This window comes from Arsukibacterium indicum (assembly GCF_019100565.1).
In the GTDB taxonomy this organism is placed as follows: Bacteria; Pseudomonadota; Gammaproteobacteria; order Enterobacterales; family Alteromonadaceae; genus Alishewanella; species Alishewanella indicum.
The window spans coordinates 154,867-172,364 of record NZ_JAHRID010000005.1; the positions used below are offsets into that span (position 1 = coordinate 154,867).

The 17,498-nt window shown below is 46.0% G+C and carries 11 protein-coding genes; 8 read left to right on the top strand and 3 right to left on the bottom strand.

Going from position 1 to position 17,498, the window contains the following annotated elements; translation table 11 throughout:
- The first annotated feature begins 44 nt into the window (after positions 1-44).
- The 6 genes from KQY15_RS12020 (at position 45) to KQY15_RS12045 (ending at position 11,455) form a co-directional block, all read left to right on the top strand.
- Positions 45-1,085 (top strand): WD40/YVTN/BNR-like repeat-containing protein, encoded by a 1,041-nt coding sequence (locus tag KQY15_RS12020; RefSeq protein WP_217669466.1) that lies wholly within the window; start codon positions 45-47, stop codon positions 1,083-1,085.
- 1 nt (position 1,086) lies between these two features.
- Positions 1,087-3,405 carry an efflux RND transporter permease subunit gene (locus tag KQY15_RS12025; protein WP_217669468.1) on the top strand — a complete coding sequence of 773 codons (2,319 nt, stop codon included), beginning with the start codon at positions 1,087-1,089 and terminating at the stop codon, positions 3,403-3,405.
- 234 nt (positions 3,406-3,639) lie between these two features.
- A complete protein-coding gene (locus KQY15_RS12030) occupies positions 3,640-8,466 on the top strand; it encodes an NAD-glutamate dehydrogenase (RefSeq protein WP_217669470.1) in 4,827 nt (1,608 codons plus the stop codon).
- 68 nt (positions 8,467-8,534) lie between these two features.
- The gene (gene pyrD / locus KQY15_RS12035) at positions 8,535-9,545 is read left to right on the top strand and encodes a quinone-dependent dihydroorotate dehydrogenase (RefSeq protein ID WP_217669472.1); all 1,011 of its coding nucleotides are present in this window, start codon (positions 8,535-8,537) and stop codon (positions 9,543-9,545) included.
- Positions 9,546-9,662: 117 nt separating this feature from the next.
- Entirely contained in the window at positions 9,663-10,181 is a 519-nt protein-coding gene (locus KQY15_RS12040; protein ID WP_217669474.1) for a cell division protein ZapC domain-containing protein, read from the top strand.
- A gap of 59 nt (positions 10,182-10,240) precedes the next feature.
- A complete protein-coding gene (locus KQY15_RS12045) occupies positions 10,241-11,455 on the top strand; it encodes a class I SAM-dependent methyltransferase (protein ID WP_254795678.1) in 1,215 nt (404 codons plus the stop codon).
- Positions 11,456-11,473: 18 nt separating this feature from the next.
- On the opposite strand, the gene KQY15_RS12050 is transcribed toward KQY15_RS12045, so the two are convergent.
- The 3 genes from KQY15_RS12050 to KQY15_RS12060 form a co-directional block, all read right to left on the bottom strand.
- A complete protein-coding gene (locus tag KQY15_RS12050; protein ID WP_217669476.1) occupies positions 11,474-12,451 on the bottom strand; it encodes an extracellular catalytic domain type 2 short-chain-length polyhydroxyalkanoate depolymerase in 978 nt (325 codons plus the stop codon).
- Positions 12,452-12,536: 85 nt separating this feature from the next.
- Positions 12,537-13,862 (bottom strand): alkaline phosphatase family protein, encoded by a 1,326-nt coding sequence (locus KQY15_RS12055; RefSeq protein WP_217669478.1) that lies wholly within the window; start codon positions 13,860-13,862, stop codon positions 12,537-12,539.
- Positions 13,863-14,000: 138 nt separating this feature from the next.
- Complete coding sequence (locus KQY15_RS12060) at positions 14,001-14,579, bottom strand: transporter substrate-binding domain-containing protein (protein ID WP_217669480.1); 579 nt, start codon at positions 14,577-14,579, stop codon at positions 14,001-14,003.
- Positions 14,580-15,053: 474 nt separating this feature from the next.
- Between KQY15_RS12060 and KQY15_RS12065 the strand changes: the two genes are divergently transcribed.
- On the top strand, positions 15,054-16,298 hold the full coding sequence (locus tag KQY15_RS12065; protein ID WP_217669482.1) for an Nramp family divalent metal transporter: 1,245 nt from the start codon (positions 15,054-15,056) through the stop codon (positions 16,296-16,298).
- Positions 16,299-16,397: 99 nt separating this feature from the next.
- A complete protein-coding gene (locus tag KQY15_RS19245; protein WP_217669484.1) occupies positions 16,398-17,453 on the top strand; it encodes a GGDEF domain-containing protein in 1,056 nt (351 codons plus the stop codon).
- Positions 17,454-17,498 lie beyond the last annotated feature (45 nt).

Here is a 17,498-nt window from a genome sequence, read left to right on the forward strand (position 1 = left end):
AGTTGTCAGCAATTTAATGAATTAAAAGAGTAGTTACGCTGCCTATGTTTAATAAACTTTTTGTTACCTGCGCTTGTGTGTTGCTAAGTAGTACAGGATGTAAAGTGCTTGCTGATGTCAATTCCGTTGAAGAGGTAAAGGCAGCTTACATGGTGCCAATGGCTGATAAATCACTGTTAACTGATGTGCAGAAGGTCAGCAACAATTTTTTTGTAGCAGTGGGAGAGCGTGGCCATGTGTTGTTAAGTAACAATGGCACTGACTGGCAGCAAGCTGCAGTACCTGTACAAAGTATGCTGACGGCTGTTTATTTTGTTGATGAACAAAACGGCTGGGCAGTGGGCCATGATGCAGTGATCCTGAATACCCGTGATGGTGGCAACAGCTGGCAGCTACAGCAGTTTCTACCTGAAGATGATAAGCCACTCCTTGATGTGTATTTCCGTGATAAGCAACATGGCATCGCAGTTGGCGCCTATGGCTTGTTTTATAAAACCAATGATGGCGGCAACAGCTGGCAGCAGGAATTATTTATTGAACTGGCCGCTGAAGACGATAAAGAATACCTGCTGGACCTGCAACAGTCTGATCCGGAAATATACCGGGCTGAACTAAGTTCTATTTTGCCGCATTTTAATCGGTTATTTGTGGATGGTAATACGGTTTATATGGTTGGAGAAGCAGGTTTTATCGCCAAAAGTGGTGATTTCGGGGTTAGCTGGCAGCGTCTGGAAGAATTTTATAACGGTTCACTGTTTGATTTGCATCGTACCCCTGATATGAGTCTGTTAGCAGTTGGTTTACGGGGCCATGTTTTCCGTAGTGAAGACAATGGCCAAAGCTGGCAACAGATTGAACTTGCCGATTCAGCAACCCTAAACAGCGTATTCAGTGATGCTGGCGGTAACATCTATCTGGCCGGTAACTCAGGGACTTTATTACAAAGCGAAGATGATGGGCTTAATTTTACCGAGCGTTCACAGGCAGATGGTAAAGCAATTTTAAATGGTGTCGTGCACGGAAATGAACTGTTACTGGTTACTGAAGTTGGCATTAAAGTATTAAATCTGGATAAGTCTGAATAATATGAGTGTAAATTCGCTGGTTAATAAAATTGAGTACGCATTGTTCCGCCACCGGTTGGCGGTGTTGATTATTTTTGTTCTGGTTACCATAGGCTTACTGATCAAAGCGACCGATATCAAGCTAGATGCTGCTTTTACCAAAAATATTCCACTGCAACACGAATACATGCAGACTTACCTGGAACACGCTGACGATTTTGGTGGCGCCAACAACATTCTGATAGCGGTTTGCGATGCAAGTGGCGACATTTTTAACCCGACATTTTTTGAAACCTTTCGTAAGGTCCATGATGAGGTGCTTTATACCCCGGGCGTTAACCGGGTTTTAGTGAAGTCACTTTTCAGTCCCAGCACCCGTTTTATTGAAGTTGTTGAAGACGGTTTTGCTGGCGGGCCGGTTATTCCCGCTGATTTCGTTGCTGACAGACAAGGCCTGAACAGGGTTAAGGCCAATATTGAAAAAGCCGGCATCGTTGGGCGAATGGTTGCTGACGACTACAGCTGCGCAATGATTACTGCTCAGTTACTTGAAATTGACTCTGAAACAGGTGAGGCAGTAGATACACTCGAGTTTGCTGCTGCCTTAGAGCAAAATATCCGGGAAAAACATCAGAGCGACCAAATTAGTCTGCATATCATCGGTTTTGCCAAAATGGTTGGTGATGTTGCTGACGGTGCTAAAGGTGTGGTGTTATTTTTCCTGGTCGCCATTGCTGTAACAGCGTTGATGGTATATTTCTTTTCTAAATCAGTGATGTTAACGGTGCTGCCAATAGCCTGTTCACTGATTGCAGTAGTTTGGCAAATGGGTTTATTAACGGTGCTTGGATTTGGCATCGACCCAATGTCGATTCTGGTACCGTTTCTGGTTTTTGCCATTGGCGTCAGTCACGGGGTACAAATGATTAACTCCACCGGCAAGCGGGTTGCTGCTGGTATGGATGCAAAAACCGCGGCTGAATCAAGTTTCCGTAAATTGCTGGTGCCAGGCGGTGTCGCGTTATTATCAGATACCGTCGGTTTTTTAACCTTATTGATTATTGAAATTGGCGTAATTCGTGAACTGGCTATTACAGCAAGTTTAGGGGTGGCGGTGATTATTTTAACCAATCTGGTTCTGTTGCCTGTGCTGATGTCTTACGTGAAATTCAGTGCAGCCTATAAAGCCCGGGTTGCCGCACCGTCAGTTAAGGCAGATAAATTCTGGTATGCGATGTCGGCGTTTGCTACCAAACGTTTTGCATACGGTATCCTGGTAATTACAGCCTTACTATTTACCGCCGGTTACTGGCAGAGCCAGCAACTTAAAATTGGTGATTTGCATGAAGGCGCACCATCGCTGCATGAAGACTCGCGATATAACCTTGATACCAAATTAATTACTGACAGTTTTGCGATTTCGGTCGATTACATCAATATCATGGTTGAAACCGTGCCAAGTGCCTGTACTGAACATGACATTATGGATCGGATAGATCAGTTCCAGTGGTTAATGGAAAATGTTCCTGGTGTTCAGTCGGCAGTGTCGCTGTCGTCTGTATCGAAAACCATTAATGCTGCTTATAACGAAGGCAACCAGAAATGGCGGGTACTGCCTCGCAACACCCAGTCTTTAGTGCAAGCAACTTCAAGAGTAGAAACCAGCACTGGTTTGCTGAATGCGGACTGCTCAGTTATGCCGGTAATGGTATTTCTGGAAGACCATAAAGCAGAAACTATAGAGCGGGTGGTTAGCGCAGCTAAAAAGTATGGGGCAGAGCTGGGTGATGAACAAACCCGGTTTATGCTGGCATCCGGCCCGGCAGGCGTAATGGCTGCTACCAATGAAGCAGTATCGGCGGCGCAGCAGCCTATGATGTGGTATGTCTACGGTGCAGTAATTGCTCTGTGTTTGCTGAGTTTCCGCTCTGTTCGGGCGACAATTGCGGTAGTAGTGCCATTGTATGTTGTATCGGTGCTGGCAATGGCGCTGATGACGAAGCTGCAAATTGGCCTCACTGTATCAACGTTGCCGGTCATTGCATTGGGTGTGGGTATTGGTGTTGATTATGGTATTTACATTCTGTCTAGCATGAGCCAGTTACTGCGCGACGGAATGCCACTGCGTCAGGCTTATTTTGAAGCATTGAAAGAGCGGGGCAGCGCCGTGCTGTTTACCGGCATTACTTTGGCTATAGGCGTAAGTACCTGGGTATTCTCAGCATTAAAATTTCAGGTTGATATGGGGATTTTGTTAACCTTTATGTTTGTAGTCAATATGCTTGGTGCAATTGTGGTGCTTCCTGCATTAGCTGCAATTTTATGGCGAAAAAACCGCTAACAGCTAAATTTTATTTTTGCATGTTTAAACACGAAAATGGCCGAAAGGCCATTTTCTATTTAAGCCAACTGAATAAGTTGTCAAAAGCCTTAAAAACCACTGGTTTAACCAGCATTAAAGTCAGAAATAGTGCTTCAAAAGCGCTACAATAGTCACTACACTGCGCAGCAGACAAGACCTTGTATGTTAGGTAGATCCAGCTGTTAAAGCTGTGCTCTGAAAAAGGATACAATAATGGCACTGATAGACGGTCATCCCTCTGTACTACTACAAAACGTAAGCAAACTGATAACTCAAAAAGTAAAAGATCAGCCCAAGCTGGTAGAGAAATTTGCTTACACCCTCTATGGCAACATGTCGAATGAAGATTTAGTGGGCCGTAATGACAGTGATCTGTATGGCGCAGCACTTAGTCTATGGCAAACATTTAACCAGCATGCCGACCCTCAGGCCCGGATCCGGGTCTACAATCCCGAGATTTCGAGGCATGGTTGGGAGTCTAAGCATACTATTGTTGAAATTGTTGTTCAGGACATGCCATTTTTAGTTGATTCTGTTCGTATGGCGCTGAACCGGCATGGTATTGCCGCGCATTTACTTCTGCATTACCCATTGCAAACACAACGTGATAAAGCAGGCCATATTACAGATTTTTTCAAATTGGGCAGTAAGCCTGATTCAAGCACGCAGCAGACCGTATTTCACATTGAAATTGATAGAATAACCGATGAAACGACAATTCACGCCCTGAAGGCTGAACTGCATTCAGTAATGGAAGATGTGTCGTTAGCCGTGCAGGACTGGCAGCCCACCCGCCAAAAACTGCTCGATGTGATAAAAACGTTTGCCAAACAAAGTGGTAAAGCTGCCGCTGATGAAATAAAAGAAACAACAGATTTTCTGAACTGGCTGGTAAAAGATAATTTTACATTACTCGGTTATCGTGAATATAAAATGACGCCGGTAAAGGGTGATTATAAAATTTCCGGTATTGATACCAGCTCATTGGGATTAATGCGTCGCTCAGAGTCCCGAGACTTAATGTTGTCAGAATTACCTGACGCAGGTCGCAAGCAGGCGTTAAGCCCTACGGTGCTGGTTTTAACAAAAACTAATAATAAATCACGGGTTCACCGTCCGGCCTATATTGATTACGTTGGGGTTAAACAATTTGATAAAGATGGCAAAGTAGTAGGTGAGCACCGCTTTATAGGCCTGTATTCTTCATCGTTATACAATAACAGTGCTGCCGATATTCCACTGCTAAAAAGTAAACTTGGCAGAGTGATGGCAATGTCTGAGTTTGCTACTGGCACTCACGCCTACAAAGCACTGCTGAATATTCTTGAAACCTATCCACGTGATGAGCTGATCCAGGCCAGTGCAGACGAGCTGCTGCACGTTGCGATGGGCGTATTGCAAATGCAGGAACGGGATATGACCCGTTTATTTATGCGCAAGGACGCCTTTGGACGCTTTGTTACCGCTATGGTGTATGTACCCCGTGAGCGCTACAACACTCAGCTGCGCAAAGAAACCCAGGCCATTTTACAACGGGCCCTTGGCACCGACGAGCCGGTAGAATTTACTACCTATTTTTCAGAATCAGTGTTGGCCCGTACCCATTATCTGGTACGGATCACCGATAGCCATGTCGAGTATAAAGTGAAAGATATTGAACGTAATCTGGTTGAAGCAGCCCGTACCTGGGAAGATAAATTAGAATCGGCGTTAACCGGTGTTTACGGTGAAGCCCGGGGCCGCGAGTTGGGCCGTAAATATGTCAACAGTTTCCCCCGTGCTTATAAAGAGGAAATGCTGCCAAGCGATGCGCTGGTAGATATTGGCAAGCTGGAAGCGCTCAATGACGACAACAAGCTGGAGATGCTGTTCTACCGGCCGCAGGAAGAAAGTAAAGACAGTAAGGCGGTACGGTTAAACCTGTTTCATAAAGACCATCCGATCCATTTGTCAGATGTACTGCCTATGCTGGAAAATTTTGGCTTACGGGTAATTGGTGAAACACCTTACGCAGTTAAATCTCCCGACGGCGCCGTCAGCTGGATTTTAAACTTCTCGATGGAGCTAAATGGCGAAGTACCACTTGATTTTGCTGAAGCCCAGCAAAGCTTCCAGTTGTCTTTTGCTAAAGTGTGGACCGGGCAGCTTGAAGATGATGGTTTTAACCGGTTAATTCTGGGGGCAGGTTTAACGGGGCGTCAGGCTTCAATTATCCGTGCTTATGCCAAATACAAAAGACAGATTGGCGGAACTTTCAGTCAGACTTATGTAGAAAGTACCTTTACCCGGTATCCGGATCTGGCGGGACTGCTGGTGCAGTTATTTGATAAAAAATTTGCTCCATCGTCTAAAGCCACAGCAAAAGCCATTGAAAAGCTGGAAGAGCAAATTACCGCACAACTGGAAAATGTTGCTAACCTGGATGATGACCGGATTATCCGCCGTTTCGTTAATATGATTAACGCGACGCTGCGCACTAACTATTATCAGTCCGCCGCTGATGGCACTGATAAGCCGTATATCTCATTTAAAATTAAACCCGATTTAATCCCCGATATGCCATTGCCATTGCCAATGTACGAAATTTTCGTTTACTCACCCAGAGTAGAAGGGGTGCATCTGCGCTTTGGTAAGGTGGCTCGTGGTGGTTTGCGCTGGTCTGATCGCCGTGAAGATTTCCGGACCGAAGTATTGGGTCTGGTTAAAGCCCAACAGGTTAAAAACACCGTCATTGTACCATCAGGTGCTAAAGGTGGTTTTGTCTGTAAAAAACTGCCGGAAACCGGTGGCCGTGATGCTTTTATTGCTGAAGGCAAGGAATGTTACCGCACCTTTATTCGTGGTTTGCTGGATATCACCGATAACATTGTGCAAGGCAGTATTGTTGCACCGAAAAGTGTAACCCGCTTAGATGAAGACGACCCTTACCTGGTAGTTGCGGCCGATAAAGGCACTGCAACATTCTCTGATATTTCAAACGGCATTTCAGAAGAGTATGGCTTCTGGCTGGGCGATGCTTTCGCATCGGGTGGCTCGAACGGCTATGACCATAAGAAAATGGGTATTACTGCCCGTGGTGGCTGGGAAGCAGTGAAACGGCATTTCCGGGAAACGGGTATAGACTGTCAGACCACTGATTTTACCTGTGTTGGTATTGGTGATATGGCCGGTGACGTATTTGGCAACGGCATGTTGTTGTCTAAGCATATCCGGTTGCAGGTGGCATTTAACCATATGCATATTTTTGTTGATCCGAACCCGGATTCTGCCACCAGTTATGTAGAGCGGGAGCGGTTATTTAATTTACCAACTTCTACCTGGGAAGACTACGACAAATCTTTGATCTCAGAGGGTGGTGGTATATTTGCGCGTAGTGCTAAAGCGATAAAACTATCACCGCAAATGAAAGAAATGCTGGGAACCACCAAAGTCAGTATGACGCCGAACGAGCTTATTCGTGAATGTCTGATGATGCCGGTTGATTTAATCTGGAATGGTGGTATCGGTACATACATTAAAGCAACATCGGAAACGCATGCAGAAGTCGGCGATCGTGGTTCAGAGCCGCTGCGTATTAACGGTAAAGATTTAAAAGCGAAAATATTCGGCGAAGGAGGTAACCTCGGCGCTACCCAACGGGGTCGTATTGAATTCGCTGCTAACGGCGGCCGGATCAATACTGATTTCGTTGACAATGTTGGTGGTGTAACCTGCTCGGATAACGAAGTTAATATCAAAATTTTGCTTAATGCACTGGTTCAGGGCGGTGATTTAACGCTGAAGCAACGCAATAAGTTATTGAATGATATGACAGATGATGTCGCTGCGTTGGTTCTGAAAGAGTGTTACCGGCAAACCCAGAGCATTACATTATCATCGTTGCTTGGTGCAGAGCAGATAAAAGAATATACCCGTTTTATTCATACCCTGGAAAAAGACGGCAAGCTAAACCGCGAGCTTGAATTCCTGCCGACCGATGATGAGCTGGCAGAGCGGATGGTTAAAGGTATTGGCTTAACCCGTCCAGAGCTGGCCATTTTAACAGCCTATGGCAAGATGGTACTTAAAGAGCGCTTGGTACTACCTGAGATCTACGAGAATGCTTACTTTAAGCGCCAGTTATTCACTGCCTTCCCTGAGCTGTTGCAAAAGCAATATGCCAAAGAGATGGAAAACCATCCGTTAAAAGCGGAAATTATAGCCACTAAGCTGGCAAACATGCTGGTTAACGAAATGGGCCCTAATTTCGCCCAACGGATGCTGGAAGAGACGGGTGCTAACATTGGCGAAGTTGCGATGTGTTACGCGATAGCCCGTGACTTGTTTGACCTGTCCTCTGTCTGGAAGCAGTTAGAACAGCTGGACAATAAAATTTCAGCATCGCTGCAAAACCGCTTATTGTTCCAGTTAAGACGGACAATGCGCCGGGCAACCCGCTGGTTTATCCGCCATCGCAACAAAACCATGGATATTCAGCAGACTGTGGATTTCTTCAAGCCAGCTTATCAGGCTATCTCCCGTGATTTAGCCGGTTATCTGGCTGAAGCAGAGTTAGCCCAGCTTCGTGACAATGAACAAGGCCTGATAGAAAAAGGTATTCCTAATGATATTGCCCGTTACCTGACTCAGTTAAGTACGGTGTTTTCAGTAATGGATATTGCCCAGGTTAGCGATAATCAGGGCACTTCACTGGCGATGGTTGCTGAAATTTACTTCAAACTTGGTGACCGGTTAGACTTACACTGGTTTCTGGAACAAATCACTCAGCAACCGGTGGCTAATCACTGGCAGGCTCTGGCCCGGGCATCATACCGGGAAGAGCTGGACTGGCAACAACGCTCACTGACCGCAGTAGTTGTTAAGAGTTGTGGCAAAGCCTGTGCTGCTGATGAAGTTATTGAAAGCTGGCTTACTCAGCATCAGATCCTGGTCGAGCGTTGGCGTTTAATGCTGGCTGAATTTAAAACGACCAAGAGCCATGAGTTTGCTAAGTTCTCTGTTGCTATGCGTGAACTGATGTTGTTAAGTCAATCAGTTTAATGCTGAAATAAGCCAGAACAATGGTTACAATACCCCGGTTAACACCGGGGTTTTTTATTAAGGCGTTTATGTTCTATTCTCTAGCAAAAAAAATAATGTTTAGCTGTGACGCTGAGCGGGCCCATAACCTGGCAGTTGGCAGTCTGAAGCGGTTGGCACATACCCCAGCATCAATACTATGGCGCCAGCAGGTCGTCTCTAAACCGGTAACGGTTGCGGGTATCAGTTTTGAAAACCCATTGGGGCTGGCGGCTGGTCTTGATAAAAATGCAGAATGTATCGATGCGTTTGGTCAGATGGGTTTTGGCTTTATTGAAGTGGGTACGGTGACGCCCAGACCGCAAGACGGTAATGACAAACCGCGGATTTTCCGGCTACCACAAGCTGAAGCCATTATTAATCGGATGGGCTTTAATAATAAAGGCGTGGATTATCTGGTTCATAACGTTAAAAATGCCAGTTATAAAGGTGTGCTGGGTATAAATATTGGCAAGAACAAAGACACCAGTAACGAACGGGGCAAGGACGATTATGTCAGTTGTATGCGTAAGGTGTATGCTCATGCCAGTTATATAACGGTAAACATTTCTTCGCCTAATACTCCCGGGCTGCGTGATTTACAGTTTGGTGATGCCTTACTTGATCTATTGCAGACAGTAAAAAATGAACAGCTTGATCTTCAGACGCAGTATGACAAGTATGTTCCGGTTTTTGTGAAAATTGCCCCGGATATGGACAACACAGCAGTTCGTCAGGTTGCAGAGGCATTATTAAAAAGCAAAATGGATGGAGCGATAGCCACCAATACTACGCTGGACCGCAGCTTAGTTCAGGGAATGGCCCATGCCAATGAGGCAGGGGGGCTTAGCGGCTTGCCGGTTCAGCATAAAAGCACCGATATTGTCAGTCAGCTACGCCAGGCAGTTGGTCCAAAATTGCCGATTATCGGGGTAGGGGGTATCAACGACAGTGCATCCGCCCAGGCTAAATTAACAGCTGGCGCTAACCTGCTGCAAATTTATACTGGCTTTATTTATCATGGTCCTCAGTTGGTTAAAACGATCATAAATGGCTTATAAAGATCAGTTTGCGATCCGGCATTCTTATAAATAATTAGTCTTTAACATGTTGATCAGCATGCTATAGTGATGAAAACACTAAGCTAATTCAATAACTTGTTTGCAAAGGACATGACCATGTTAACGCCGTCAGAGCGCTGGAGCTGGACATACTGTCAACAACGCGACCGTTTATTGTTGGATATCAGTGAACATGCACAGTTTTGCTCTAATATAAGCGCTCGCCAATTGGCGGTGTTGCCTCAGCAGCAACGCTTTGCAATCGCAGAAGCGGAGTTGTTCTGGCAGTATATGGAAAGTCTGGAACAGTTGCCGCTTAACCAGGAGCAACGGCTGGAATTTTGTCTGCATGCGTTAAGTTGTCAGTATTTACAGTTACAAGCCCACAAAAGCTGGTATTTTCCTGAGCAGGTTACCACCCGGGTAAACCATGGCGAATTAGTCAGTATTGTCGGTACTGCAGGCCGGATAGCGGCTTTAATTATTGCAGAAGATGCCGATTGTGTCAGTTGTTTACTGTTGAATGATGTACAGACACTGGCAGGTAAAACCATCAGACAGACCTCAGTAATCCGGTTGTTACGTAACCGGGTTAGTCCGCTAAATCAACCAACAATGCTGGCCCGTAGTGCCTGAACGCCCCTGACAGTGTTATTATAGCCGGCTATAGCTTTCGGTTAGTTCAGGAGCAGGATTTGACTGCATCGTTGCCACCATCATCTGACTCATCTGTTACTTTTAACAATGCTGAGCTGCAACGTTTTTTTACGTTGTTAGAACAAGCCATGTCGGCCAACACATTACACCGGCTGGTACTAAGTAAATACCAGGGGCCGGAGCCTGATTTACAGCGGCTGGTAATAAGCCCGGTTGACATTAAATCAGAGCTGCACTGGCGTTTTGTCTGGCAATACCAAACTAACCATCAGACTCACAATTATCTGCCGACAGAAGCTGTTAAGTTACTTGTTGAACTCCTGCCTGGCCAGTTTAAAGCCGCGCAGTTATCAACAACGGCCAGTGACGTGCAGTTGTCAATAAGTAAAAAAGCTAAAGTGTTGCTGAATATAAAAAAAAGTTTCAGAACGCTGCAGGCAGATACCAGCCACAATCGGCAGAAACAGCGGTTTGTTGAGCAAAGCCGGCCATTTCTGACGGCACTGGGTGTTACCGATCAGCGTGGACACCTTATTCCTGCCATGACCAACAAATGGAAGCAGATTAATAAATTTATTGAAATATTGCAGGGCGCAGTAAAAGACAGTGGGCTTTTGGAAGCAAAACAGTTACATGTGGCAGACTTTGGTTCAGGTAAAGCCTATCTGACTTTTGCAATGCATGATTTCTTCTGTCATACCCTTGGCCTGGCGGCTAAAATAACAGGTGTTGAGTTGCGACAAAATCTGGTTGATTTATGTAACAGCACCGCAGCTGAACTTAAACTTGCTAACATACATTTTGAACAGGGCGACGTTAAACATTTTAAAGCGCGGGGGATTAACGTTATGGTAGCACTGCATGCCTGTGATGTGGCTACTGATTATGCCATTAATATGGGTATCCGTACCGGTGCTGAAATTATTATGTGTTCACCCTGTTGCCATAAAGAAATCCGGCCGCAAATCAAATTGCCTGATGTTATGGCACCAATGCTGGTGCATGGTATACATCTCGGCCAGGAAGCAGAAATGGTGACTGACAGTTTGCGTGCGTTGTTACTCGAAGCGCACGGATATCACACCAAAGTTTTTGAGTTTATTTCGCTGGAACATACCAGCAAAAATAAAATGATCCTGGCCACTAAACGTAAAAATAACGTCGATAACAGTGCAGTATTACAGCAAATTGCGGCAATTAAGCAGTTTTACGGCATTAAGCAGCAGTGTCTGGAACAACTGCTGCTGGCTTAGCGACAGCGCATGGCGTAATCAATTATTGCTGCTGAGTTGTTCTGCCAGCAACATTACTGCCTGCAGTTGCGGTGCCTGCCTGGTGATATAATGCTCAGTGCTGTAACCCCACCAATCCCAGCAACCATGAGGGTTAAAGGCACTGGCAACAGCTTGCGGATAGAGGATCACCAGATTATTGGTATCGGCATAGTGGTTTAAACCTGTGCCGGTAATAAAAGCATCATCAACAACACCGGCGTGCTGTTTGCATCCATGAAAACTGATATGCAGAGCGCAGGGCTCGCCTGCTGCACATTGCACCGGAATATAAGCAAAGCCGGTTTCTGCCAGATGAGTTCCTGCATGGGTTTGTGTCACTTGCCGCATACTGCCGGTAGTATTCGCTGCCTTGGCATTAACTTTACCTAACAAGTGACTTAACAAGGCACCGGCAGCGTCGTAGCTGCAATTGGCAATAAATGGCGGTTCTGATACATCACATGCTGTACCCGCGGTGTTGTCAGTTGGAAAGTGATGAGCAAAAGGCTTATCAGAGACCATTTTTATACTGGTCGCCGGCAACCACTGCAGATACTGATTATATAGCGCTTTACCCACATTCGGATGAACCGTGGTATCTTGGGTGCCATGTAAAATCCAAACTTTATCGTCCTGCAGGTTTTTCCGTGGCGCAAGCTGTTGTTGCTCAAGCGTCGTCAGGTACTGCTCGATAGCTGTTAAGTCAGGGCTGGCTTCCGGCTTCCCCATACAATTGGCAAAAGCTGTTGCCAGACTATTCTGAGCACAATAAAGCGGGCCGCCAGCAATTATTGCCGCACCGGTTACTTTGTCTGAATATGCCAGATGAAACTGTACTGCCATATAACCGCCTGATGACAGCCCTGATACGGTGATATCACCGGTTAACTGTAACTTGGGTTTGGCGGCAGCTATGAGCGGCGTGCCAACCAGTAAACTGGCGATAACAGTTTTGGCTAAAAGGCTATTTTTCATAAACATTTTCCAGGTTGACGACTGAAGTTATGGCTGGTAACAGACATTTACCATGCCACAGACCACGGCCAGCAACAATAGCGCTTTAGTACTGCCTTATTGCGGTTGGCTCATCTTTTTGCAACTGTAATAATTGTCTGGTCCAGGCTGGATCTCCGTCATTTGCTGCCGGGGTAATATCTAAAATTGCGCACATCAGATTATATAACTCGATATTGGCAAACGGTGGTATGGTTTTACCGCCTGCAAAGGCAGGGCCATGGCCAATAAAAATGGCCTGCATTTGCGGTGCAATATTGTCGTAGCCGTGGCTACCGGTGACTGAATGCTGATTAGTTTTCGCCTGCCAGCGCTGATACTGACTTTGCTGCATTAAGCGCCAGCCAGGCTCTGGAATGATGAGTAATGGCGCTACCCGTTTACTTTGTTTGAAATGCCAGCGATCTGGCAATTCTGTTTTGCGATATACAGTGGCACTGCTGGGTAAGCTCGAACGCAGTTGTTGGTAAATTGGCTCAAGCATGCCTGGTTTAGGGAAAATTGAAACGATTTCCGGCGTCCACAGTGTTAAAACCGCGTCACTGGTATCAAATAACTTGTCGACGACAATAACCTGTTCCGGTATTACTTCAGCCATGCCGTGGTCTGATACCAGTATCAGGTTAACCTTACCATATAAATTTTGTTGCTTTAATCCGGCGATAAGTTCACCAACGGCCTGATCAACTTCTGCTACCGCAGCTTTTACTTCAGCTGACCACGGCCCATATTGATGGCCGGCATCGTCAACGGTACTGAAATACAGGGTCAGAAACGCCGGGCGCTCAGCCTCTGGTAAAGACAGCCAATTTAGCACTGATCGAACGCGCTCAGAATTGCTGACGTCACCATCATAAGCTTGCCACAAACTGGGCCTGACACCTTTGATATCAGCTTCTGAGCCAGGATAAAAATAGGTGGCAGTTTTAATACCCTGTAATTCTGCGGTAACCCAGATTGGTTCACCCAGCCACCAACGAGCATCGGTAACTTCTTCTGGCTTGCTCATTCTGAAAATGGCGTCAAAGTCGGCATCATATATATTGTTTTCAACAATGCCATGATTACCAGGATATAGCCCGGTGACAATACTGTAATGGTTGGGGAATGTTTTGGTTGGAAATGACGGCTGCATTGCCTCGGCCACAACACCTTCAGCCATGAGCATTTCTATATTGGGTGCAGGATATTTCCCCAGATATTGCTGACTATAACCATCCAGCGAAATAAGGATGACCAGCTCCGATGACGTTGTTTGCTGACCTGAGCTACCGTTAAGCTTGCCAGCGTTACCGTGAGAACTGCATGCCGTAGCGAGCAGCAATAGTAGTGCTGCCAGTATGCAGTTCAGTTTGTTAAAAACGGTATTCATTACGGTGTTCTCTTTGTTCTGGTCGGTTAACCTGCTTATGCTAACCTAATTTTTTGTTCAAAATACTTAAAGTAGATTAGACAGATAAAAATTACGATCAATAGCAGAAACGGGCTGATAGCGGTTTTTCAAACGCGGTCAAAACCCGTGCGGATAGGCCAGATACTTAAGATAGCGATCCTGCTGCAGTGTCTGGGGTAAAAGTTGCCAAATACGCTCACTAACTGCCGGATATTGTGTATAAAACTGTTTGCTAAACATCAGATACCCTACGGCAAAATACACTGGCGGATAGTGAATTTCTACTGGTAAAGTATTAATTTCCTGTTTGTTAGCAGCTAATCCGTTCAGCTGGCAGGTAACGGTCGTTGCATCAACCCTTCCAGATACGACCAGCTCAAGTGCCTGTTCAGGCGAATATGCGCCAACCAGTATTGCATGTTCAGGTAACGGGAGTGGCCTGTAACCGTAAGGTCTGGCAATAGTCAGATTAGCGGATTTATCAGCAATTTTTGCTGCCAGATCAGTATTAAAGTGATAGGCAAGACATAAAGCGTTAGTGTTGATAGCCCGGCTTGGATCGGGTTGGCCAGCGTTATTGCGTGGATATATGGTGTAGTGTTCACGCTCACTACTGTAGGATGCAACCAGCGCATCAATCTCATTGTCGGCAAGTTGTTGTAAACAGCGCAGCCAGGGCATTCTGACCAATTCCAATGAAATTCCGGCGACAGCGGCTACCTGCTGCAAATGTTCGATAGTTGCGCCGGGAGCAGCGGGTACTTCCGCACTATTGCCGGTATAGTAAGGTAACAGTTGCTTATCTTCATAACAAAAACGAAGTGATAAGGACTGGGGGCTGTTTAGCTCAGAATTTTCAGCAGTGATGGTATTAGCATATACAGTAAGTGTAAAAAAAGTAATGGATGCACCGAGCAGGGTTCCCGGCAGACTGACTGCTCGCTTGTTTTGTCTGTATCCTGATAAAATAGTCACCTCCGCAATTTAGCGATACCACAGTATTTCATGGCCAGTATAGCGGTTTCGCCTGTAAAGTGCAGCCGGCAAGCTGCAAGCTGCAAGCTGCAAGGTGTGCCGACGTGTCAATAGACACAGCTTAAAGTTTACCGCTACACTGCACTGGCATTATCAGCTTCAGAATAACAATTTTAATCAGATGAAGTGCTGCATATGATAACTAAAAAACCTTTTTTCAGCTTTGGGCCAGCAACACTGGTTACCGCTGCGTTTATTGGACCAGGAACCGTAATAACAGCCTCTTTAGCTGGTGCTAATTATGGTTACGCGTTGCTATGGGCGTTGTTGTTTTCAGTTGTTGCAACTATGGTGCTGCAGGAAATGGCCGCCAGATTAGGTATTGTTACCGGGCAGGGGCTGGGTGAAAACATCCGCTGTTTTTTTAATAATGCCTGGCTCAGGCTGCCACTGATGTTGCTGATTATTTCAGCGATTGTTATTGGCAACAGTGCTTACCAGGGCGGCAACATCAGTGGTGCCAGTATGGGAGCCGATGCCTTGTGGCAACAAAGCTGGCCAATCACTGTACTAAGAGAAACCGGTCTGGAAAACCCCTGGGCTTTGCTAATAGGATTCATCGCAACTGTAATATTGTGGCAAGGTAGCTATGTTGTTCTGGAGCGCTGTTTAATCGGTCTGGTATTGCTGATGAGTCTGGCCTTCCTGTTAACATTACTATTAACTAAACCCGATTATTGGGCCTTACTTAGTGGTTTAGTTAAGCCTGTGCTACCCGCCGGCGCAATCTTGTCTGTTATTGCACTGGTTGGAACAACAGTGGTGCCATATTCGCTCTTTTTGCATGCTGCAGCAAGTGCGCAAAAGTGGCATGGCTCTGCTGTTCCAATCCGGCAGCAACTGGCGTTGTCTGATGCAGATATCAGGACCGCCATTCCACTCGGTGGTCTTATTTCAATTGCAATTTTGGCCACAGCTGCATCGGCATTTTTTGGCCGGGAACAGAGCATCAACAATGCTATTGACTTAGCAAGGTCATTACAACCTCTGGCCGGCAATGCGGCTGTCTGGCTTATGGCCGGCGGACTGTTAGCTGCCGGCATAAGCTCCGCGATTACTGCACCACTGGCTGCGGCCTATGCGCTGAATGGATTAATTCCACTGTCAAAACAGCAGTTCAGAGCATGCTGGTTAATTATTATTCTGATGGGTGTCGGACTATCGTCTGCCGGAATTAAACCGTTGGCGGTCATTTGGTTTGCTCAGGTGGCAAATGGTATTTTACTTCCGGTTATCAGTTTAACCTTACTGGTAGCAGTAAACTCGTCAATGATGGGCGTGTATCGCAATACTGTTCGCCAGAATGTCGTAGCAATTGTTGTTTGGCTGCTGACATTATTATTAAGTGGCCGTAGTTTATATTTGGCAGTAATTGCCTGATCGGATCCGCCACTGATATCAGGTTGCGCCAAATTGGCGGATTGTCTGATTACGTTGTATCAATTAACATGTTCTGATAATCAGTTGGCAGGGGCCAGGGTGTTAAAACAATTTGTAACGAATAATCATCAGTTTAGACCTGCAGATCCCGAATACCGGCAGGTATACCTGATAAATGGCATGCTGCTTGGTATGGTGGTTATTTTTAGTTTTTTCTTTTTTGCAAATCTGGCTTTTTTTGCGTTATACAGTATAGCCTTGCTCGACTTTATCGGCGCTGCGCTCGCAGTGACCATACTGCGCCGTTTTCAACTCTCTAACAACGTGCGTCAGGGGGCTCATCATACTGTTTTGTTGCTTGGCGCTTTTCTGCTGGCATATTTATATTTTGCCGCCCCAGATTTTTACTCACTGTACTGGCTGTGTATTTTTCCTCCGTTGGCTTTTTTTCTGTTAGGACGGGGGCGGGGGCTCGTTGCCACTATTTTATTTATGGGTTTGCTTACCTTGCTTATGGCATGGCGTTCCGTTTCCTGGCCAGAAGACAGTTTTACGGTAGAGTCGCTGTTGAACGTTATTTTTGCATCAGTTTGTCTGGTGTTACTGGTTCATTACTATGAAGTCAGTCGCAGTGACGTTTTCAGGGCCCTGGCAACCCAGCACCGGCAACTTCAGCGTTTATCTGTTACTGATACTCTGACCGGAATGTATAACCGCAGCAAACTGGACGATATCCTCAGTCAGGAAATTGCCCGCTCAATTCGCCACCAGAGCCCGTTTAGTGTCATTCTTGCAGATTTAGACTTTTTCAAAAGCGTCAATGACAATTTTGGCCACATGGCCGGCGATCAGGTGCTGATGTCGTTCGCTGGTATTATGCTGCAACACTGTCGCGAACTTGACGTAGCCGGGCGCTGGGGCGGCGAAGAGTTTTTAATTATTTGTCCTCATACTGATCTTGCCGGTGCAAAGCTGCTGGCAGAGCGGATCAGAATGGCGGTTGCCAACTATGATTTTCCTCATGGCAAGCAACTAACGGTTAGTCTTGGCATAGCCAGTTTTATGCGTGATGATGATGCCAGTACTATTTTGAAAAGGGCTGATGACGCGCTTTACCGTGCTAAAGGCAAAGGTCGGAACAGGGTTGAAATGTGACTCTGTTCAGTGAATCATTCAGGTACGCGTAACCAACTATAACCA